Annotated in this window: 20 protein-coding genes; 3 read left to right on the top strand and 17 right to left on the bottom strand. The window is 65.6% G+C overall.

Translation table 11 applies throughout. From position 1 onward, the window contains the following. The first annotated feature begins 212 nt into the window (after positions 1-212). Positions 213-1,688, top strand: a complete 1,476-nt coding sequence (locus ACK4HL_RS11140) for an aldehyde dehydrogenase (protein ID WP_409760355.1) — start codon at positions 213-215, stop codon at positions 1,686-1,688. Here ACK4HL_RS11140 and ACK4HL_RS11135 read toward each other — a convergent pair. The 7 genes from ACK4HL_RS11135 to ACK4HL_RS11105 all read right to left on the bottom strand — a co-directional run bounded on the left by ACK4HL_RS11135 (position 1,678) and on the right by ACK4HL_RS11105 (position 9,759). Next, on the bottom strand, positions 1,678-3,771 hold the full coding sequence (locus tag ACK4HL_RS11135; protein WP_409760172.1) for an acetate--CoA ligase family protein: 2,094 nt from the start codon (positions 3,769-3,771) through the stop codon (positions 1,678-1,680). The two genes, ACK4HL_RS11140 and ACK4HL_RS11135, sit on opposite strands and share 11 nt — an antisense overlap. Then, complete coding sequence (locus ACK4HL_RS11130; RefSeq protein ID WP_409760169.1) at positions 3,768-4,931, bottom strand: acyl-CoA dehydrogenase family protein; 1,164 nt, start codon at positions 4,929-4,931, stop codon at positions 3,768-3,770. Before ACK4HL_RS11130 ends, ACK4HL_RS11135 begins: the two co-directional genes overlap by 4 nt. A gap of 14 nt (positions 4,932-4,945) precedes the next feature. Beyond that, the gene (locus tag ACK4HL_RS11125) at positions 4,946-5,740 is read right to left on the bottom strand and encodes an ABC transporter permease (RefSeq protein WP_409760166.1); all 795 of its coding nucleotides are present in this window, start codon (positions 5,738-5,740) and stop codon (positions 4,946-4,948) included. Further along, complete coding sequence (locus ACK4HL_RS11120; protein WP_409760163.1) at positions 5,737-6,582, bottom strand: ABC transporter permease; 846 nt, start codon at positions 6,580-6,582, stop codon at positions 5,737-5,739. Before ACK4HL_RS11120 ends, ACK4HL_RS11125 begins: the two co-directional genes overlap by 4 nt. Before the next feature lie 75 nt (positions 6,583-6,657). Continuing rightward, the gene (locus tag ACK4HL_RS11115) at positions 6,658-7,767 is read right to left on the bottom strand and encodes an extracellular solute-binding protein (protein ID WP_409760160.1); all 1,110 of its coding nucleotides are present in this window, start codon (positions 7,765-7,767) and stop codon (positions 6,658-6,660) included. Positions 7,768-7,834: 67 nt separating this feature from the next. After that, entirely contained in the window at positions 7,835-8,875 is a 1,041-nt protein-coding gene (locus ACK4HL_RS11110; RefSeq protein WP_409760157.1) for an ABC transporter ATP-binding protein, read from the bottom strand. After that, positions 8,872-9,759, bottom strand: a complete 888-nt coding sequence (locus ACK4HL_RS11105; RefSeq protein ID WP_409760154.1) for a 3-keto-5-aminohexanoate cleavage protein — start codon at positions 9,757-9,759, stop codon at positions 8,872-8,874. The genes ACK4HL_RS11110 and ACK4HL_RS11105 overlap by 4 nt, the downstream gene beginning before the upstream one ends. Positions 9,760-9,869: 110 nt before the next feature. Here ACK4HL_RS11105 and ACK4HL_RS11100 point away from each other — a divergent pair, with 110 nt between their 5' ends. Beyond that, the gene (locus ACK4HL_RS11100) at positions 9,870-10,949 is read left to right on the top strand and encodes a GlxA family transcriptional regulator (protein WP_409760151.1); all 1,080 of its coding nucleotides are present in this window, start codon (positions 9,870-9,872) and stop codon (positions 10,947-10,949) included. Here the strand turns inward: ACK4HL_RS11100 and ACK4HL_RS11095 are convergent. The 5 genes from ACK4HL_RS11095 to ACK4HL_RS11075 all read right to left on the bottom strand — a co-directional run bounded on the left by ACK4HL_RS11095 (position 10,946) and on the right by ACK4HL_RS11075 (position 15,414). After that, positions 10,946-11,899, bottom strand: a complete 954-nt coding sequence (locus ACK4HL_RS11095; protein WP_409760148.1) for a 3-hydroxyacyl-CoA dehydrogenase NAD-binding domain-containing protein — start codon at positions 11,897-11,899, stop codon at positions 10,946-10,948. The genes ACK4HL_RS11100 and ACK4HL_RS11095 overlap by 4 nt on opposite strands. 2 nt (positions 11,900-11,901) lie before the next feature. Further along, entirely contained in the window at positions 11,902-12,705 is an 804-nt protein-coding gene (locus ACK4HL_RS11090; protein WP_409760145.1) for a carnitinyl-CoA dehydratase, read from the bottom strand. A 10-nt stretch (positions 12,706-12,715) separates the two neighbouring features. Beyond that, positions 12,716-13,753: an LLM class flavin-dependent oxidoreductase gene (locus ACK4HL_RS11085; protein WP_409760142.1), complete on the bottom strand. Its 1,038-nt coding sequence runs from the start codon at positions 13,751-13,753 to the stop codon at positions 12,716-12,718. Between the two features lie 121 nt (positions 13,754-13,874). Continuing rightward, positions 13,875-15,029 (bottom strand): serine hydrolase domain-containing protein, encoded by a 1,155-nt coding sequence (locus ACK4HL_RS11080; RefSeq protein WP_409760139.1) that lies wholly within the window; start codon positions 15,027-15,029, stop codon positions 13,875-13,877. Further along, on the bottom strand, positions 15,010-15,414 hold the full coding sequence (locus ACK4HL_RS11075; RefSeq protein ID WP_409760136.1) for a carboxymuconolactone decarboxylase family protein: 405 nt from the start codon (positions 15,412-15,414) through the stop codon (positions 15,010-15,012). The genes ACK4HL_RS11080 and ACK4HL_RS11075 overlap by 20 nt, the downstream gene beginning before the upstream one ends. Before the next feature lie 147 nt (positions 15,415-15,561). On the opposite strand from ACK4HL_RS11075, the gene ACK4HL_RS11070 reads away from it, so the two are divergent. Beyond that, positions 15,562-16,551 (top strand): acetamidase/formamidase family protein, encoded by a 990-nt coding sequence (locus ACK4HL_RS11070; protein ID WP_409760133.1) that lies wholly within the window; start codon positions 15,562-15,564, stop codon positions 16,549-16,551. 6 nt (positions 16,552-16,557) lie between these two features. Here ACK4HL_RS11070 and ACK4HL_RS11065 read toward each other — a convergent pair whose 3' ends face one another. The 5 genes from ACK4HL_RS11065 to ACK4HL_RS11045 all read right to left on the bottom strand — a co-directional run. Beyond that, positions 16,558-17,667, bottom strand: a complete 1,110-nt coding sequence (locus ACK4HL_RS11065; RefSeq protein WP_409760130.1) for an alcohol dehydrogenase family protein — start codon at positions 17,665-17,667, stop codon at positions 16,558-16,560. A gap of 133 nt (positions 17,668-17,800) precedes the next feature. Then, positions 17,801-18,778 (bottom strand): 2-dehydropantoate 2-reductase, encoded by a 978-nt coding sequence (locus tag ACK4HL_RS11060; protein WP_409760127.1) that lies wholly within the window; start codon positions 18,776-18,778, stop codon positions 17,801-17,803. A gap of 14 nt (positions 18,779-18,792) precedes the next feature. Next, positions 18,793-19,545: an ABC transporter permease gene (locus tag ACK4HL_RS11055; protein ID WP_409760124.1), complete on the bottom strand. Its 753-nt coding sequence runs from the start codon at positions 19,543-19,545 to the stop codon at positions 18,793-18,795. Positions 19,546-19,553: 8 nt separating this feature from the next. Beyond that, complete coding sequence (locus ACK4HL_RS11050; RefSeq protein ID WP_409760121.1) at positions 19,554-20,351, bottom strand: ABC transporter ATP-binding protein; 798 nt, start codon at positions 20,349-20,351, stop codon at positions 19,554-19,556. Beyond that, positions 20,338-21,184 (bottom strand): ABC transporter permease (locus ACK4HL_RS11045; RefSeq protein ID WP_409760117.1); only part of this gene is annotated, 847 nt, incomplete at its 5' end. The genes ACK4HL_RS11045 and ACK4HL_RS11050, both read right to left, overlap by 14 nt.

Below are 21,184 nucleotides of genomic sequence, written 5' to 3'. Positions count from 1 at the left end.
GGAACTTTACTGGATTGTCTCGGGGGGCGTGATTTGCCCCCCGAAGGTCGTTTAGGTTGAACCTGCACCCCGCCGCGTCAAGCGGACAGCCAGGGTGCGCGGCCTTCGTGCCCCAAAAATTTCCGACAGCGTCCGGCGAAAATCTTGCATAGCAGGGTCGGCGGGCGCGCCACTCTCTTCCGCTGATTGATGGAGGCCGAACCATGAGCACGCTGCAGCGCTACCAGATGTTCATCGACGGAAAATGGGTGGATGCCGCCGACGGGCGCACCTTCACCTCGATGAACCCAGCGACGGGCGATGACTGGGCAGAGGTGCCCGAGGCGACGGCCGCCGACGTCGACCGCGCGGTGAAGGCGGCGCATCGCGCATTCTCCGAGGGCGAATGGGCGCGGCTGTTGCCCACGGCCCGCGGCAAGTATCTCCGCCGCCTCGCCGAGCTCCTGGCGGAGAAGTCCGAGGCGCTTGGCCGGACCGAGACGGTCGATACCGGCAAGATGCTGAAGGAGACCCGCTGGCAGGCGAAATACATCGCCGAGTTCTTCCAGTTTTATGCCGGTGCGGCCGACAAGGTGATGGGCCAGACGCTCCCCATCGACAAGCCGGACATGCTGGCCATGACGCTGCGCGAGCCCCTGGGCGTCGTCGCCGCCGTGGTGCCGTGGAACTCGCAGCTCTTCCTCGTCGCGGTGAAGATCGGCCCGGCGCTCGCGGCGGGGAACACGGTCGTGCTCAAGGCCTCCGAGCATGCATCGGCCCCCATGCTGGAATTCGCGCGTCTCATGGAGGAGGCGGGCTTTCCGCCCGGCGTCTTCAACGTGGTGACGGGCCATGGCGAGCCTTGCGGCCGCGTCCTCTCCTCCCATCCCCTGGTGCAGCGCATCAGCTTCACCGGCGGGCCTGAATCGGCGCGCCACATCATCCGCAATTCGGCGGAGAACTTCGCCCAGGTCTCGCTCGAGCTCGGCGGCAAGTCGCCCTTCCTCGTCTTCGAGGACGCCGATCTCGAAAGTGCGGTGAACGGCTCGATCGCCGGCATCTTCGGCGCGGCAGGCCAGTCCTGCGTGGCGGGCTCGCGCCTCTATCTGCAGGAGAAGGTGGCGGACCAGTTCCTCGACACCATGGTCTCGCGGGCCCGCCAGATCCGCATCGGCGATCCGCTGCTCGAGGAAACCCAGATGGGCCCGCTCGCCACGCAGGGCCAGCTCGCGCGCATCGAGAAGGAAGTGGCCTTCGCGCAGGAGCAGGGCGGAAAGTTGCTCGCCGGCGGCCAGCGCCCACCCTCACAGAACCGCGGCCTCTATTACGAGCCAACCATCATCGAGTGCCGCAGCCAGTCCGACCGCATCGTCGATACCGAGCTCTTCGGGCCGGTCCTCAGCGTGCTCCGCTTCAGGAACGAGGAAGAGGTGGTGCGGCTTGCCAACGATACAAAGCACGGACTTGCGGCGGGAATCTTCACCCGCGACGGCGGCAGGGCGCTCCGCGTCACGAAACAGCTCCGCGCCGGCATCGTCTGGGTCAACACCTATCGCGTGGTTTCGCCGATCGCCGAGTTCGGCGGCTTCAAGGAGTCGGGCTATGGGCGCGAAAGCGGCCTCCAGGCCCTCTATGACTACACGCGCCCCAAGACGGTGTGGATCAACACCTCGGACCAGCCCATGGCGAACCCCTTCGTCATGCGCTGACCTGCATCAGCACGTCCACGGCGCAGCTCCGCTCCGAGCCCACGAACAGCGGGTTGATCTCGATCTCGACCACCTCGTTGGCTTCATCCGCCGCGAAGCCCGCGAGCCGTTCCAGCGTGTCCAGCAGGGCCTCGCGGTTCGCCGCGGGCCTGCCTCTGAAACCCTCGAGCAGCGGGCTCAGCCTGAGGCGGGCGATGGCGCGCGCCATGTCCTTGCGGGTTGCAGGCAGCAGGATCGTCGTGGCATCGGCAAGCAGTTCCACCAGCACCCCTCCGGCGGCAAGCGTCATGGCAAGGCCGAATTGCGGGTCCCGCCTGATGCTCACCATCAGCTCCAGCACCGGGGCCTCCACCATGCGCTCGGCGAGGAAAACGTCGGTCACCGCATGCGCATCATGTGCCGCCACGTCCGTCCGCATGCGCTGCACGGCTTCCGCAACCGCTTCGGCGGAAGAAAGCCCGAGCCTCACCGCGCCCGCTTCCGTCTTGTGCGGCAGTTTCGCACTCACCATCTTGAGGGCCACTGGAAAGCCGAGTTCGCCCGCACGCTTCGCGATTTCCGCGCCGTCTCCCACCCGAGCCTCGGGCACGGCAATTCCTGCCGCGGCGAGCAGCGTCTTGGCGGCAGCTTCATCGAGCAGCCTTGGCTTGACCTCCTGCTGACGTGCCAACATGAGCGGCGGCGGCGGGACCGCGGCAATCTCCGCCCGGCGCGCGCCGTGCCAGGCCGCTGCCGCAAGCGCCGCCATGCAGTCCTCGATGCCCTGCATGGGAGCCACGCCCTCCCTCACCAGCACGTCGCGCGTGTCGGCGTCGAGGTTTTCCGGAATGGTGCTGCATACCGCCGCGGCGAGCCCGTTCCGCCTTGCGGCGGCGATGAAGGACTCCGTGTCGTTGCGGTAATAGAACTTGCTCTCGTCGAGGCCCGGGGCGGGATAGTCCTGCACGATCACCGCGGCGTCGTGGCCGGCGGAGAGGAGCGTCTCGAAGACGGGCGCCGTCTTCTCCGGAATGCCCCAGATCGGCGTGGTGTAGTCGAGCGGGTTCGAGACGGTGGCAGTGGCGGGCAACTGCGCCCGGAGCTTCTCCGCAGTGGCGGCATCGGGCGGAGTGAAGACGAGGCCCAGCCTCTCGGCATAGTCCGCCAGCATGGTGGCCCCGCCGCCCGAGCAGGTGAGGCCGGCCACGCGCGGCCCCTTCGGCACGCCCGCCACGCAGAGGAGCTTCACCGTCTCGAGAAGCTGTGCCGGGCTCCTCACCCGAATGATGCCGAGCCTGTCGAACAGCGCGTCATAGAGTTCCTCCGTGCCCGAGAGCGAACCCGTATGGCTTACCGTCAGGCTCGAGCCCAGCCGCGAGGTGCCGGTCTTGAAGGCCACGATGGGCTTTCCAAGGTCGAGGCTCTTCAGCGCCGCGCGTTCGAAGGCGGCCACGTCCTTCAGCCCCTCGATGTGGAGGCCGATGGCCCTGACCTCGGGGCGCTCCGCCAGCGCATCGACGAAATCCTCGAGCCTGAGGATCGTCTGGTTTCCGGCAGAGACCATGTAGGCCAGCGGAACGCTGCGCTGGCTCATGGTGAAGTCGGAGGAGAGCATGCCGCTCTGGGTGATGATCGCCGCACCGGAGCCGGGGCAGGAGCCGCCATGCGCGAAGGGCCACAGCGCCACGCGGTCCACGTAGTTGATGACGCCGTAGCAATTGGGTCCCACGAGGGCGAGGTCGCCCGCCGCCCTGACGAGCCGCGCCTCGGCGTCCGCACCTTCCGCTCCCGTCTCGCCGAAGCCCGCCGTGTAGCAGACGACGCCGCCCGCTCCCATCCGGTCGAGCTTCGCCAGCGTCTCGATGGCGGCGTCCTTCGGAACGGCGAGGAATACCGCGTCGGGTGCTTCCGGCAGCTCGTCGAGCGAGGCGAAGCAGGCATGCCCGCCGATGTGGCTGCGCTTCGGGTTCACCGGCCAGAACGGCCCCGCAAAGCCGATGCGCTTGCATTCGGCCGCGACCGTCTCGGCGTCACGCCCGCCGATCGCCGCCACGTGGCGCGGCTTCAGCAGCCGCTCGAGATTGGCGCGGCGCTTCTCGTTCATGCGCCGAGCGGCCTCAGCATGGCGCGCGAGATGATGTGGCGCTGGATCTCGGAGGTGCCGTCCCAGATGCGCTCGAGCCTGGCGTCGCGCCACAGGCGCTGGACGGGGAGTTCCTCCATCAGGCCCATGCCGCCATAGATCTGAACCGTGTGGTCGGCGACACGGTTCACCATCTCCGAGCAGTAGAGCTTCACCATGGAGATGTCGGCATCCGTCAGCGTGCCGTCATTGGCGCGGCGGACCGCATCCTCGACGAGGAGGTCGGCGGCGCGGAGTTCCGTCGCCATGTCGGCGAGCTTGAAGCCGGTGCCCTGGAACTTGCCGATGGCCTGGCCGAACTGCTTGCGACTCGCCGCCCACTCGGTGGCAAGCCCCAGCAGCCGCTCCGCCTTGCCGCAGCAGGAGGCGCCGACGAAGATTCGGCCGTAGGTGAGCCACTGGCCGGAAAGCTCGAGGCCGCGGCCTTCCTCGCCGAGAATCTGCCCCGGCCCCAGGCGGACGTTGTCGAAGCTGAGCTGGAAGGTCTTGTAGCCGCGGTAGCTCACGCAATGCGTGCCGTCGCGCACGTCGAAGCCCGGCGTCCCGGCATCGACGAGGAAGGCGGTGACGCGCTTTCGCGTTCCGCGCGGCGTTTCGTCCACCCCCGTCGCGGCAAAGACGATGGCGAAGTCCGGCAGCACCGGCCCCGAGATGAAATGCTTCGAGCCGTTCAGGATCCAGTCGGGGCCGTCGCGCCGGGCATGGGATTTCATGCCCATCACGTCCGAGCCCGCCTCGGGCTCGGTGAGCGCGAAGAGCTCGCGCTTCTCGCCCTTCACGCAAGGGTAGAGGTAGCGCTCGCGCTGGTCGCCCTCGCAGGCGAGCAGCAGCTCGGTGGGCCGCGCCACCCAGCTGTGCAGCGCATGGCTGGTCTTGCCGAACTCGCGCTCCATGATCGTCTTGGCCTCGAGGCTCAGGCCGCCGCCGCCCACCTCCTCGGGAAGGTTCGCAGCATAGAGGCCCGCCGCCATCGCGCGCTTCTCGATCTGGCGGCCGAGCTCCATGGGAACTTCGCCCAGCCTGTCCACGAGGTCTTCGTGCGGGTGGAGCTCCGCCTTCATGAAGGCCTGCACGGTTTCGAGCAGCAGCCGGTTTTCGTGGGAATTGACGAGACTCACCATGTCCTCCGCGTATTTCAGGCCTCGTCCTCCCGCCGCTTCTTCGACAGGAGCGTGAAGGCGGCGAGCGCGACGAGGGTGATCGAGATCAGGACGACGGCCGCCGCCGCCACCGTCGGGTCGGTGTTCTCGCGCATGCCGTTCCACAACCGGCGCGGCAGGGTGAACACGTCGAACTTCGAGATGAACAGCGTGACGACGATCTCGTCCCAGGAAAGGATGAAGGCGAAGACGGCACCCGCCAGTATGCCCGGCCGGATCACCGGCAAGATCACGCGCCGCACCGTCGTTGCGAGCGGGGCGCCGAGGCTCCTCGAGGCCTGTTCCAGGCGGAGGTCGAAATTGGCGAGCGCCGCCGAGACGGTGATCAGCACCATCGGAATGGCGAGGATGGTGTGGGCGAGGATGATGCCGAGATAGGAATCGATGAGGCCCAGCGGCACCCACCAGCGGTAGAAGGCCATGGCGGAGATGATCGGCGGTACCATCAGCGGCAGGAGCAGGAAGGCGCGGAGCGTCTCGGTGAAGCGCCCGGAGAGCCGCCACAGCCCGATGGCCGCCAGCGTGCCGATGAGAGTCGCGAGGGCCGAAGCGGCGAGCGCGATCACGAAGCTCTGCCAGAAGCTCGACAGCCATTCCGCGCTGGTGAAGAGGTTGCGGAAATGCTGCAGCGACACGCCCTCCCACGGCAGCGAGAGATAGGTCTTGGAGGTGACGGAGACGGGAATCGAGACGAGCGAGGGGATGATCAGGACCAGCAGGATCACCCAGGCCCCGATATTGGCGATGCGGCGGGCGGGTGAGGGCTTCACCTGGCGCCCCCGCCGAACACGGTGGAAAGCTTCATGAAGCGGTTCAGCACATACATGAGCGCCAGCACGCTCGCCAGCATCAGCGTCGCCAGCATCGCGGCCGTGCCCCAGCGCACCGTCACCAGGAGCTGCACGGAGATATATTCCGCGATCATCTGCACCTTGCCGCCGCCGAGGATGGCCGGCGTCACGTAGAAACCGAGCGAGCTGATGAAGACGAGGAGCGAGGCGGCGATGATGCCGGGCCTGGTCAGCGGCAGGAAGACGCGGAAGAAGGTCTGGGCGTGGCTGGCGCCCAGGCTCCGCGAGGCGCTCGTCACGCGGGGGTCGATCCCCTGCATGTTGGCGAGCAGCGGGAGGATCGCATAGGGCACCATGTATTCGGTCATGCCGATCAGCACGCCGAGCTCGTTGCGCATCAGCGGCAGAGGCTCGGTTATCAGCCCGGCGCCGATCAGTGCGTTGTTGAGGAGGCCGTTGTGGCCGAGCAGCATCAGCCAGGCGAAGGAGCGGACCAGCACCGAGATCCAGAAGGAGATGAGCAGGATCGCCATCATGCGGCGGCGCACATGCGAAAGCGCATGCAGCATGGCATAGGCCACGACATATCCCAGCGTCACGGCGGCCAGCGTGGTGATGAGGCAGAGCCTGATCGTGCGCAGGATCAGGTTCGCCACGGTGTCGCTCTCGATCACCTTGTAGTAGTTGGCGAGGCCGGGCTTGGGGTCGGTCACGCTGAGGAACAGCACATTGGCGATCGGCGCCACGTAGAGCGCCAGCACCAGCAGCACCGCGGGCGCCACCAGCAGCCAATAGGGATTGAAGTGTCCACGCTGTTCCATGGAGGTCATGCAATTGGGCCTGGAGTAAAACCGGCACGCGCTCCCCCCGGAGAGCGCGTGCCGCCCCGCCCGCGATCAGCCGATCGCGTCGAGGAATGCGTTCACGGCGTCGCCGCCGTTCTCGGCCCACCACACCGGGTCGTTGAACACCACCTTGTCGATGTTCACCGCCGAGTTGGCGGCATAGGGCTGCCAGGCCTCGGGGATCTTCGCGAAGGCTTCCGGGTTGGAAGGGGTCATGCCGAGGCACTCAAGGATGGCGAGCTGCGAGTCCACCTGCAGCGCCTGCTGGATGAACTTCATCACGTTCTCCCGGCCGGCCGGGTTGCCGCGCGGCACGATATAGGCGCCCGGCATGGCGATCGCCTCGTTCATGACGAGCTTGTAGCGCCCGTTGGTGCGCTCCTCGATGGCCTTGCCGCGATTCTGCCAGACCATGCCCAGCGCAACCTCGCCGTTGACGATCATGTCATGGGCTTCCGAGCCCGAGCCCCAGTAGAGGCTGTGCTCCTTGATCGACTTGATCTTCTCCAGTGCGCGCGGCACGTCACAAGGGTAGACCTTGTCCTTCGGAACGCCGTCCGCCATCAGCGCGCTCTCGATCGAGCCGTTCGCCCATTTATAGAGCGAGCGCTTGCCCGGGAACTTGGCGGTGTCGTAGAAATCCGCCCAGTTCTGCGGCGGGTTGCTGCCGAAGGCCTGCGTGTCATACATGAAGGCATAGCCGTAGAAGATCACGCAAACGCCGTGTTCCCAGGCGAAGCCTTCCTTGATCTGCGCCTTGTTGACGATGTTGTAGTCGATGGGCTCGAGATGGCCCGAGCGGCCGAGTGCGATGGCGTCGAAGCCGTCGGCGTCGCAGACGTCCGCCGTCACCTTGCCCGAATCCACCATTTCCTTGATCTTGCCCTGAAGCGGCCCGGACGTGTCGAACTTCAGCGGGATGCCGGTCGCCGCGGTGAAGGGCGTGCCGATGGCACTGCCGTGGCACTGTTCGGACTCACCGCCCCAGTTCCACATCACGATCTCGTTGGCGGCGGCTTCCGCGTCGCCGGCCGAAACGGCGAGCGATGCGACACCCGCCATGGCGCAGAGCGCCAGGAAGCTCCGCCGGTCGAGCCGGCCGGAGCGGAACGCGACGGCGCCGCTGTGGGCGAGATCGCGCATGAATGCCTTGTCCTGCATGTCAGTTCCTCCAGTTGTGGCGGCCATCAACCGCCGGTGTTGATCCGGGCTTTGCGGCCCGGCCTTCTCATGCGGGTCTTGCGCCCGCTTCCTCGCCGTCACCGCCCTCGACCTCGACTTGAGCGTCATGGCTCCAGCAGAGGTCGATGGCCTGTGATTCCGAAAACTGCCCGGTGTTGCGCCATGTCGGCACGTGAACCTCGATTGCGCCATGGCCCGGCACATCCACCATCAGCTTCAGGGTGGCGCCCATGTAGGTGATGGCGCGGAGCGTTCCGGTGAGGCGGTGCTCGCCCGTTCCCGTGCCCGCCGGCGCGGCGTCGATCTTCTCGGGGCGGAGCGCGTAGGTGCGCCCGTCCTTCCGGATGAAATTGCTCTTGCCGAGGAAGCTCGCGGCGAAGGTCGTGGCGGGCCTCTCGTAAAGCTCGACGGGGCTTCCCACCTGCACCGCCTTCCCGCGGTTCATGATCACGATCCGGTCGGACATGGTGAGGGCCTCTTCCTGGTCGTGCGTCACGTAGATGAAGGTGGTGCCCAGCCGCTGGTGGATCTCCTTCAGCTGCTCCTGGACGTCGGCGCGGAGCTTGCGGTCGAGCGCGCCCAGCGGCTCGTCGAGGAGCAGCACGCGCGGCGCGAAGCTCAAGGCCCTCGCCAGCGCCACGCGCTGCTGCTGGCCGCCCGAGAGCTGGTGCGGGAAGCGCTCGGCGAAGCCTCCAAGCTGCACGAGCTCGAGCATCTCGGTCACCCGGCGCTCGATCTCGGCCGCGGGCTTTCGCCTGATCTCGAGAGGGTAGGCGATGTTCTTCTTCACGCTCATGTGGGGAAAGAGCGCATAGCCCTGGAACACCATGCCGAAATTTCGCTTCTCGGGCGGCGTTCCGGAAATCGAGGCGCCACCCACCAGGATGTCACCCGAGGTCACGTCCTGGAAGCCCGCCAGCATCATCAGCAGCGTCGTCTTGCCGGAGCCCGATGGCCCGAGCAGCGTCAGGAATTCTCCCGCCTTGACGTCGAGCGTGATGCCGTCGACGGCCGTCATCTTCCCGTAGCGCTTGGTCACGCTGTGGAAGGCGACGCCGATGCCGGTCGGGCTTTCCGTCAATGTCATGCCTGCTTCTTGAGGCCGAGCTTGCGCCGGGCCTCTGCCGGGGTGAGAACGCGCGCGCCCATGCGCTCGATGATGCCGACGACGCGCTCGACGAGCTGCGCGTTGCTCGCCAGAACGCCGCGGTCGAGATAGAGGTTGTCCTCGAGGCCGACGCGCACGTTTCCGCCCATGGCCACGGCCGCCGCCGCCATCGGCATCTGCATGCGCGAGATTCCGAAACTCGCCCAGCTGGCATTGGCGGGAAGCTGGTCCTTCATCGCCTTCATGTTGTCGACCGACTGGTCGGCGCCCCAGGGGATGCCGAGGCAGATCTGGAACATCGGCGGGTCCTCGATCAGGCCATCCTTGATCAGCTGCTTGGCGAGGCGAATGTGGCCGAGGTCGAACACCTCGAGTTCCGGCTTCACGCCCCACTCCTTGATCAGCGCCGCCATGCGGCGAAGATAGGGCGGGGTGGACATGTAGACGTAATTGCCGTCGCCGAAGTTCATCGAGCCGCAGTCGAGGCTGCAGATTTCGGGCCTGAGCAGCTCCACGTGGCGCAGGCGCTCCTCGGGGCCGATCATGTCGGTGCCGGGTCCCGCCCTGCAGGGGTCGTCCTCGCTGATCATCCAGTCGCCGCCCATGCCGGCGGTGAGATTGATGACCACATCCGTGTTGCTCGCGCGCACGATGTCCACCGCGCGCCTGAAGAGTTCCGGGTCGCGCGAGCCCTTGCCGGTCTGCGGGTCGCGCACATGGAGGTGGGCGGCCGTGGCGCCCGCCTTGGCCGCGTCGATCGCCGCCTGGGCGATCTGATCCGGCGTCACGGGCACGCCGGGATGCTTGCCCACGGTATCGCCCGCGCCGGTGACGGCACATGTCACGATGACTTCGAAGTTCACGCTGTCTCGCTCCCCGTCCTGTTGTTTTGGCCGAAATGATTTGCCCGAACGGCGCGGGACGTTATAAATTTATCGCCACGAATTCGTTTTTTTCGCCGGGTGGCGGGTGCATGACGGAAAGCGAGGCAGGTCAGCCGAACGGCAGGGGCGCGGCGCAGGGCGAGCTGACGCGCGTGAGCTTCGTGCTCCTGCCGCGCTTCAACATGATGACGCTCACCATGCTCATGGAGCCGATGCGCATCGCCAATTATCTCGCACCGCAAAAACTCTATGAATGGGATTTCCGGGCCTCCTTCGAGGGCCCCGTCTCGGCCAGCAGCGGAATGACGGTCGCCTGCCGCAGCTTCGACCAGGAGGGGCTTCCCGTCCCCGACATGATCGTCGTGTGCGGCAGCTGGGGCGCGGAGCACCTCGACGACCAGCGCCTCTTCCGCTGGCTGCGCCGGCTGGCGCGCTCCAAGGTGCAGATGGTGGCGGTGGAGCTCGGCATCTATGCCTTCGCCAAGGCGGGGATCGTCACCGACCAGAAGGTCACCACCCACTGGTCGATGATGGCGGGTCTCGCCGAAGCCTATCCGGAGCTCCAGGTGGTGGAGCAGCTCTTTTCGGTGGAAGGCCCGGTCATGACCTGTTCCGGCGGAACGGCGGGGCTCGATCTCATGCTCCATATCGTCGGCCGCAAGAACGGCGACCAGCTCGCCGCCGAGATCGCCAACCAGGTGATGCACCATCCGCGAAGGCCGCCGGAAGCTCTCCAGCGCTATGCCACCGGCGGCAAGCACGACGACGTCCATCAGGACGTGCGCGCCGCGATGACGCTGCTCGAGGCGCGGATCGAGGAGCCGACACCGGTGCCGCGGGTCTGCCGCGAGATCGGCGTCTCGCAGAGAAAGCTCGAACGCCTGTTCAAGCGCGACATCGGCTGCACCATCGTGCAGTATTCGAAGCTCCTCCGCCTGCAATACGCGCGCGTGCTGCTGAGTTCCACCCGCATGTCGATCCGCGAGGTCTCGGCCGCCTGCGGCTTCAACTCCATGTCCTATTTCTCGCAGAGCTTCCTCGAGGCCTTCGGCAAGAAGCCCAGCGAATACCGCCAGGCCTGGCCCGAGAAGGACGCCGCCCCATCGTGGCCCGGCACCGTCTATTCCTTCCTGCAGGGCACGGGCAGGAAGCCGCGGCGGAAGGGCTAGCTTCCCGCCCGCGCAGCGCGCACCGCCTTCAGCACGCCGACGATCGCCCGGTCGCGCTCGGCGGCCATCTCCTCGAAATGGCGGTTTCCGGCGATGGCGTTGCAGCCGTTCACCATGCGGTCGCGCAGCTCCTTCGTCAGTTCCGGCGCGGCGAGACGCGTCCAGGGAAGCTTCAGCGCGGGGCCGAACTGGTCGAGGTTGGTGGCCATGCCGCCTTCGCCGCAGGCCACGTGGAAGGCCATGCACTGGCCCTGGATCGCCATGCGCGGGGCAGGGCCGTTCATCAGCGCGATGTCGATGTCCTCCGGTGTGGCCTCGCCATTGGCCACCATGTGCAGCGCCTCGCGCCACAGCGCCTCCTGCAGCCTCGTGGCGACGAAGCCGGGGATTTCCTTCTTCATCACCAGCGGCGCCTTGCCGGCATGGGCGTAGAAGTCGCGCGCCCAGGCCACCGCCTCGGGCGCGGTCTTCCTGCCGCCGATGATCTCGACGAGCGGCAGGAGATAGGGCGGGTTGAAGGGGTGGCCGATCACCGTGCGCTCCGGCGTCGGGCAGAGGGCCTGGATGTCGGTCATCATGAGCCCCGACGTGCTCGACGCGATCACCACGCCCTCGGGAACGATGGCGCCCAGCCTCTCGTAAAGCGTCTGCTTCAGCTCGAGCCGCTCGGGCGCACTCTCCTGCACGAAGCCGGCATCGGCCACCGCCGCCTCGAGATCGCTCGTCAGCCTCAGCCGCTCGCGCGAGGCGCCCGGCGCTAGGCCCAGTGCCGTGAGGCTGATCCAGGCGGTGTCGAGGATGTTGCGGTAGGCCTCCTCTTCCCGCATGTCGTGGAGGTAGCCCGTCACGTCATAGCCCCGCGCCAGGAAATGCGCTGCCCAGCCGGCGCCGATCGGCCCCCCGCCGAGACTTGCAACCCTTTTCACCGCCGTCACGTCCGGCCTCGCCATCGCTATCTCCCCTTGAACACCGGTTCGCGCTTCTCGACGAAGGCCTTCACACCCTCGGCGGCATCCTCGGATTTCAGCATGGCGCGGTAGACCGGCAGGTCGCCCGTGCGCATGGTGGCGAAGCTGTCGCGGAGCGGCCGGCACTCGATGGCGCGCAGCACCTCCTTCACCGTCTGCATGGCAAGCGGAGCCGACTTCGCCAGCTGGTCCGCCCAGGCCCTCGCCGTCGCCATCAGCTCGGCCTTGGGCACCACCTTGTTGACGAGCCCGTAGCGCGCGGCCTCCTCCGCACCCATGCGGCGTCCGAGCAGCAGCATCTCCATCGCGATGTTGTAGGGAATGCGCCGCGGCAGGCGCTGCAGGGCGCCAGCGTCCGGCACGATCCCCAGCGGCATTTCAGGCAGCGCGAACTCCACGTGGTCGGCCGCGATGACCAGGTCGCAGGAGAGCGCGATCTCGAAGCCGCCACCGATCGCCAGCCCGTTCAGCGCGGCGATCACCGGCTTGTTCAGGTTCCAGTTCTCGGTGAGGCCGGCGAAGCCGCCGTCGCCATAGTCGCCGTCCTCCCACCAGTTGTCGAGCTTGATGTCGCCGGCGTTCAGGGCCTTCAGGTCCCAGCCGGCGGAGAAGATCCGGTCGCCCTCGGCCGTCAGGATGCCGACGCGGAGCTCGGGGTCGTCGCGGAGGAGGGCGAAGGCCGCCCCCATCTCCCGGCTCATTGCATGGTCGATGGCGTTGACCTTGGGCTTGTCGAGCTTGACCTCGAGGACATGACCGTTGCGCGTGATTTCGACAACTTTCGACATGCAAATGCACTCACTTGAACGCCGGAATAACGTGCTTGCAGAACAGTTCGAGCGAGCGTTTCTGCTCCTTCAGCCCAAGACCCAGGCTGGCGTAGTAGGTGAACTCGTCCACTCCCAGCGCCTTGTAGGGCTTGAGCTTGGCGATCACCTCGTCGGGGGTGCCGAACATCAGGTTGGTGGACAGCATCTTGGGGTCATACTCCGCCCGGTTGGCGATCTCGCCCAGGTCGACCTCCTTCGGGAAGCCGTTCTTCACATCGCCCAAGTTCTTGAAGAGGTTCTCGAATTGGCCAAGCTGGCGCTGCGCCGCCTTGACCGGCACCATCCAGTCCTCCTTGCGGTCATAGACCGCCGTGTGGCGCATCATGGCGAAGATCGGCCGCCGCTTGCCGGGGTTGTTGGCCATCGCCTCGTCGAGCCTCGACTTGTAGAGTTCGGCCTCGGACATCGGCCTGGTCAGCGGCCATGACATGATGTTGAGCCCGTGCTTCACGGCGAAATCGTATGTAATCGGGGCCCGCGCCGCCACCCACAGCGGCGGGTGCGGCTTTTGCAACGGTTTCGGCACCGAGGTCGAGAGCGGGAACTGCCAGTACTCGCCCTTGTGCTCGTAGTCGCCCTGCCAGAGGGCCATGACGGCGGGCAACATCTCCTGCATGTATTTCCAGCCGTCGGTCTGCTTGAGGCCGGGGTGCATGCGGTCGAACTCGCGCTGGTAAGCCCCTGATCCGATGCCGAATTCCAGCCTCCCACCGGTGACGAGGTCGGTGAAGGCCGCCTCGCCCGCGAGCTTGATCGGATGCCAGTAGGGCGCCACCGCCACGGCCGTTCCGAGCCTGATCGTCGAAGTGTGCGCACCCCACCAGGTAAGGATCTGAAATGGGTCTGGCGCAATCGTCATCTCCAGCGCGTGGTGCTCGGCCGCCCAGGCGATGTTGAAGCCGCCATCCTCCGCCATCTGCACCATTTCGAGCGTGTGCCGAGCCACGTCCTGCATGTCGAGGCTGTCGTCCATGCGCTCGAGGTTGATGGCGAGTTGGAATTTCATGAGCGTTTCTCCTGACCTCTCTCGCTTCTGCGAGCATTGGCAGGATAGTCAAATGCGGCGCCTGCGGAGTTTGTCAGAAATCCGACAGCAACTCCGAGATTTCGCCGGAGCGCTCGGAAGGTCACGGCAGCCGTGCGAGCACGATTCCAAGAGAGGTCATGATCTCCTGAAAGTAGCCTTCGCGGTCGCCGTAGGGCGTCTCGAGCACGCTGAAGAAAGCCGCTGCGGCCTGCTTCGCCGGATCGATCATCAGGAACTGCCCCGCATAGCCCGGATGGCCGACCCACCTGCCATTGGTGAGCATGTGGTTGCGATAGCGAAGGTTATCCGGTCCGCTGTAGCGGGTCCCCGGGCCCGTCAACGTGTCTGCCAGGAAAGCGGCACTGCCGACCGTGGGTCCCACCAGTCCCGCACCGCTCCGGGCGATCAGCAGGCCATAACGAACGAGGTCGCGGGGCGTCATGACGCCGCCGCCACTCAGCACGGGCACACCCTCACAATCGACCGAGATGTGGAAGGCATCCTCCAGCCCTGCGGCCTCCACGATCGCTTCCACGTGCTCCGACAGCCCTCTGCCGCTCGCCCGTTCGATGACCCAGCCCAGCATGTCCGTATTGGGGGATGTGTAGAGCGTTTCTCGGCCATGACCTTGGCGCGGGAGCTTCACCAGGCCCGAGGCAAAGGCTCGCACCCCGAACTCCGCTTCGCCCTCGGGCGGAAGGCGCCAACCCATGGCGATTTCCTGGCGAGCGTAGCCAACAGGCTCTCCAGGAGCAGGACAAGGCGTGTAGGGCGCGGCATAGTCCTCGGAGAAATTGCTGCAAACATCCATGTCCAGCGCCTGCTGGACGCTCGCCGCGGCGTAGGCGGAGCCTGCCTCCGGCACGTAATCGCCGATAGGCCTGCCCGGATCGACGAGCCCGTCCGCGACGAGGCGGCCCATGGCGAGGTGCACGAAGGTCTTGGTGATCGACTGGATGCTGTGAAGCCGGCGAGGCCCGAAGTCTTCGGCATAGCGCTCGAACACGATCCTGTCGGCCTGGGCAACGGTGAGGGCGCAGAAGGCGGGCTGGTCCGTGAGCCGGCGGAGACCTGGCGCGACGGCAGGCAGTGGGTCGGGTCGGAGCGCGAGCGGCCAGACTTCTGGCGACCGGAAGCTCGAGCCGCGGCGGTGTATGAGGTGCAGGTTGCGGAAACTCTGCCGCCGCCGGTCGGGAGCATTCCACCGGGCGAGGCGCTGCGCGTCGACGTCCAGATCAGGATTGCGGAGCGGCATGGACAGGCAGCAAGCCCCTTTCCGTCAGAACCTTTCGTGCTGCCCTGAAGCATTCGAGTGCTTGCGGCACGCCGCAATAGATACCGACGACATGGATGATGGCCCTGATCTCCTCGACCGAGACGCCGTTGTTGATCGCACCGTTGCAGTGGATCTCCCACTCATGCATCTTGCCGAGCGCTCCGAGCATGGCGAGGTTCATCATGGACCTCGTCTTGGCATCGATCGTCTCGTCGCCCCAGCCGAAGCCCCAGCACCACGCCGTCATCGCCTCCTGGAATGGCCGCGTGAAATCATCGGCGGCTTTCAGGTTCCTCTCGACATAGTCCTTTCCGAGCGTCTCGCTGCGCTTCTGCAGGCCAAGGTCAAAGAAATCGCGGTCCATCGGCATCACCTCATGCATCGGCACTTCGTACAGGAGTTGGCTGCCCTCTATCAATCGGCTTCTGATCTCGGGTCAGCAGGCACTTGACAAGTGCAGGGATCGCCGTTGACTTCGACACGAAAGACATGACGGTCGAGGAGAGAAGGAATGAACTGGCTGGAACGTTCGATCATGGCACGCAGGGGCGCCGCCAAGGGCAAGGTCTTCAAGAGCTACAGCATGACCGAAGCTGACCAGGGCAAGTACCACTATGTCTATGGCCCTTACGCCGCGCCGGTGCTGAAGGTCGATCCCGGTGCGGAAATCTCGGTCGAGACGCATGACGCCTTCGAGGGCAAGATCATGAGCGAGAGCGATGTTCCGAGCCAGATCCTGAACTTTCCCTATCTCAACCCGCAGAATGGACCGATCTACGTGAACGGGGCGGAGAAAGGCGATTGCCTCGCCGTCTATATCAAGGACATCCGCCCGCGCGGTCCGCAGCCTGCGGGAACGACCTGCCTCATCCCGGAGTTCGGCGGGCTCGTGGGCACCGGGGAGACCGCCTTGCTCAATGCGCCCTTGCCGGAGCGCGTGAAGAAGGTGGAGGTCGATTCCATCAAGGGCGTGAAGTGGAACGAGAAGATCACGCTCCCCTACGAGCCATTCATCGGGACCATCGGCACCTCGCCCGAGATCGAGGCGATTACGTCGCTGCAGCCTGACTACTACGGCGGCAACATGGACCTTCCGGACGTTTGCCCCGGAGCGGTGATCTATCTTCCGGTGAACGCGCCGGGCGCCTTGCTCTACCTCGGAGACTGCCACGCCGCCCAGGGTGATGGCGAACTCTGCGGCGTCGCCATCGAACACCCGACGGTGACCACCGTTCAGGTGGATCTCATCAAGGGCTGGACCTTCAAGTGGGCACGGCTCGAAAACGAGCGGTGCATCATGACGATTGGCTCTGGCCGTCCCATGGAAGATGCCGCGCGCATCGCCTACCGGGAGCTTGTACGCTGGATGGCGCAGGATTACGGCTTCACCGAGCTCGATGCCTACATGCTGCTCACCCAAGCCGGCCGCGTGCGCCTTGGCAACATGGTCGATCCGAAATACACGCTCGGCGCCTCGATCTCGAAGGACCTGCTCGTCTGAGCGGGCCTAAGGAACCAGAACGAAGTTGCCGAGATGGCGCTTCTTCATGAATTCGCGCTGTGCATCGGCAATCTTCTCGAGGGGGAAGACGCCCGCCACGAGCGGCCTGATTTCGCCCCGCTCGATGTAGGAGACGAGGTGCGGGAAGACCGGCTCGTCCCAGGCCGTGCAGCCGATGAGCGTGAGATCCTTGAGATAGACGTCTCGTGCGTCGAAACAGACAATGGGTCCTCCGATCGCTCCGGATGAGACATAGCGGCCGCCCCGGCGCAGGAGCTTCGGGAACTGGCCGAAATCTGGTCCGGCGACATTGTCGACCACGAGGTCGATGCTTCTCTCGCCGAGGACACCGGCAAGGTGATGTTCCCGCGAGACGACGAGATCGCAGCCGAGTTCCCGCACTGCATCCATCTTGTCCCGGCTCGTCACCGCGATCACCCGGGTGCGACGGCGGCGTGCGAGCTGAACCGCTGCCGATCCCACCCCTCCCGATGCGCCGGTGATCAGCACCGTTTCGCCCGGCGCGAGCTTCGCGCGGTGGAGCATGTTTTCGGCCGTTCCGTAGGCGCAGGGAATGGTGGCGAGTTCAACATCGCTCCAATTGCACGCGACGGGGAAGACCTCGGCGGCCGGCGCCTTCACGAATTCGGCAAAGACGCCGTCGAAATCCGATCCCATCCAAACGTTCTCCAGGTTACCGAAACCCGCGGTTCGCATGCAGGGCCGGATGAGGATGCGCCGACCGATCAGCGCCTCGCCTTCCGCACTCCCGGCCTCCACGACAATGCCGCAGCAGTCGGTGCCCTGAATCAGCGGAAAGGGGGTGGGCCTGTCCCATCCCCCATCGGCCTTGGGGCGAACCTCCCTCTCTCCGGTTTCTGCCGCGCCCGATGTGCCGGTCGTTACGCTGGATGAGTACCAGCCGACGCGCGTGTTGACCTCATTGTTGTTGACGCCAGCGGCCAGCACGCGCACAAGAACTTCACCTGCCCCGGGGCGCGGAACGGGAACGTCGCGATAGACGAGCTTGTCGTAGCCGCCATTTCCTGTCGTCACCACCGCCTTCATGGTCTTGTGGGGGCCGATGATATCGAACCTGCCCAAGGGCTCCGCCATCCTGGAATTCTCCCTGCTCGGCCACGCAGCGGGCAGCCGGACGTCGCAGCGCCTCTAGTCCGCGGCCTCGGCCGTCCCACCGGATGCCGGCGCGGCGAATTTGGCAAAGAAATGCTCCGAAGGCGAGGGTGTTTCAATAGAGCCCAGCAACCCGGGCCCGCAATGTGATGAGCGCGAGAACGATGTCGATGGTGGGGGTGGGCGTCGCCGTGATCTCACCCAGTTCGCGGACGGATCTCACCAGCGCGTCGATTTCCAGGGGACGGCTTGCATCCAGGTCCTGCAGCATGGAGGTGCGATGAGCGCCCACGGCGGCCCCACCGTCGATCCTCCGCTCGACGTCGACAGGAAATGTGACGCCGAGCTTCTCGGCAATCGCCTGCGCCTCGAGCATCATCCGGCGCGCCACGTCCCGGGTGCCTGAATCTGTGCAGAGCACATCGAGCGTCGCATGAGTGAGGGCCGAGATCGGGTTGAAGGAGAGGTTGCCCCAGAGCTTCACCCAGATCTCGTCCCGGAGGCGGGGCCGCACGGGGGCCTTGAGGCCGGCTGACTGCAGCGCCTGGGAAAGGGCGAGGACCCGCTCGGATCTCGAGCCATCGGGCTCACCGAGGGAAAAACGGTTTCCCTCGATGTGACGAATGGTTCCCGGAGAACTGACCTCCGCCGCAGGATAGACCACGCAGCCCAGCACGCGGTCGGGGCCGAACCCGTCCCACTGGACGTTTCCGGGATCGACGGTCTGGAGCCTGGTACCCTCGAGGGGACCCCCGATCTTGTGGAAATACCACCAGGGCACGCCGTTGACGCCGCTGACGATCGTCGTCCTTCCGGCGATCAGTGGCTGCATCGCGCCTACAGCACCGGCAACGGAATGGGCCTTGAGCGTCACGACGAGGTAGTCCTGAGGCCCAAGCTCCGCTGGCTCGGAACTGGCGCGAACGGCAACGGTGACCGGCTCCTGCCCCTCTTCGAACAGGGTCAGACCCTTTTCGCGGATTGCGGCGAGGTGCGGGCCCCTTGCGACGATGCTCACATCCGCCCCGGCCTGCGCCAGCTTTGCCGCCATGTACCCGCCGATTGCGCCTGCGCCGAAGATGCAGATCCTCATGACGCGCCTGCCTGCTAGCGGGCCGCGGCGTAGTAGGAGACCTTCCGCTCGAGATAGCCCAGGAACTCCGACAGCGTGAAGGCCAGTCCGAAGAGCACGATGAGCACGGCCCAGAACTCCGGCATCAGAAAATTGCTGGAATAGAGCTCAAAGAGGGCGCCGAAGCCGACGATCGAGATCAGCAGCTGTCCGATGATGACGCCCTTCACCGCACGGATCACCCCGATCCTGACGCCACCCAGGATCTCGGGAAGCGCTGCCCAGAAATAGACCTTGAAAAAGGCATCCATGGAACTGGCGCCGAAACTCCGGGCCATCTCGACGAGCGACCGGTTGATTTGTCGGACCCCGGCGCGGGCGTTGAGGATGATGATCCAGACGGCGAAAAGCGCTGTGGTGATGACGATGGTCTTGGTGCCGAAACCGAACAGCACCATCAGCACCGGAACGAGCGCCGTTAGCGGCGCCGAAAGGAAGATGTTGACCCAGGGCAGCAGCATCTCGTCCAGCAGGCGGCTCTTTCCCATGAGAATGCCAACCGGAATGCCGATCACGATCGCGAAGAACACGCCCAGCGCGAAGGCATAGGCCGTCGAGCCGAGCGCGTTGAGAAATGAGGGCGTGGGAAGCAGCTCGAACAGCGTGACGACGACTTCCGAGATCGGCGGCACGAAGAAGGTGAGTTTCAGCCGGCCGATGACCTCCCACAGCAGAGCCCAGATGAGCAGGGAGGACATGTCGGGAAGCCTGATGCCGAAGAGTGTCATGCTCAGTCTCACTCCACGTAGCTGCGAAGGGAGGCCCAGATCCTGTCGACGATGTCGAGATACTCCGGGTCGCGGCGGATGTTGTCCACGTTCTTTCCGCGGAAGCTCGAAGGCCGGATGATCTCCGATACGCGGCTCGGCCGCGGCAGCAGGATGGCGACCTGGTCCGAGACATAGACCGCTTCCTCGATCGAATGGGTCACGAAGATGAAGGTCTTCCTCTCATGGCGGACCAGTGCCAGGAGGTCTTCCTGGAACTTGCGGCGCGTCTGCTCGTCAACGGCCGAGAAGGGTTCGTCGAGGAGAAGCACCTGGGCATCGACGGAGAGAGCCCTGGCAAGGCCGACGCGCTGGCGCATGCCGCCCGAAAGCTGATGCGGGTATTTCTTTTCGAAACCTGAGAGGCCCACCTGGCTGATGTACCTCTCGGCAATGCTCTCCCGCTCGGAGCGGGCGACGCCGCGCAATTCAAGCCCGAAGGCCACGTTGCGCAGCACGTTTGCCCAGGGGAGCAGGGCGAAATCCTGGAATACGAAGGCGCGGTCAGGGCCGGGGCCGGTGACCTTCCTCCCATCGACCTCCACCTCCCCGGCCGAGGGCTCGAGAAGACCGGCGATGATCTTGAGCAAGGTCGTCTTGCCGCAGCCGGAGGGCCCGAGCAGCGAGGTGAGCTCGCCACGTGGAAACTCGAGCGACATGTTCCGAAGCGCCTCGACGTCCTGGTAGGTCTTGGAGACACCGCGCACCGAGACCGCGCTCGACGTGCCGGCGGCCGGCTCCGGCACGACCGGCTTAATCTGAGACATAGCCACGGTTGTTCCCTTCGAAGAGGACGTTTTCGAGTTTCTCGAGGAGGTTCAGGAAAAGCACGGCCAGGAGGATGATCGAGAAGATCGCCGCATACATGCTGGCATAATCCGCAATGGAACGGCTGTGGGTGATGATGTCGCCAACGCCCGTCGGGGTGATCTTCAATTCCGAGAGAATGGCGCCGATGAAACCCGCCGAGACGCCGAGCCGCAAGCCCGAGAAGATGAGCGGCGAGGCGGAAGGAAGAATGATCTTGAGCAGCACGTCGCTGTCCCTGGCCATGAAGGAGCGGGCCATCTCCCTCAGCGAGGCCGGCGTGTTGCGCACGGCACCAGCCGTGTTCAGCACGATCACCGGCAGCGCCATGATGCAGACCACGAAGACCTTCGAGGTGAGGCCGATGCCATAGACCATCACCAGGATCGGGATCAGTGCGGCGAGCGGTGCTGCCTGCATGACGATGAAGATCGGCGAGAACAGCCAGTCGAAGCCCCGGCTCAGGCCGATCCAGAGGCCGAGGCCGATTCCGCCGATCGCCGACAGGGCGACGCCGACGACGAGCGGCTTCAGGGTCTCCGCGTAGGCCACGAACATCGTGCCGTCGAGGATCATGCGGACGAGCGCTGCCATGGATTCGGTGAAGGTCGGAAAAGCGTAGCTCACCGGGATGCGTCCGGCGATTTCCCACGCTCCGAAAACAAGCATGGCCGACAGCATCTTGAGGGCGAGGGAGCGGTTCATCATCAGCTTGTTTGCTTCCTTGGAGCGCGAACCGCCGGCCGGACGGGACCTGCCCTCCGTTCCCCCTTTCGCCATGTCCCCTTCCCCG

The organism is Aestuariivirga sp. (assembly GCF_046294715.1).
GTDB lineage: Bacteria > Pseudomonadota > Alphaproteobacteria > Rhizobiales > Aestuariivirgaceae > Aestuariivirga.
The sequence above is the reverse complement of the archived record's forward strand: the minus strand, read 5'-3'. Positions and strand labels throughout refer to the sequence as shown.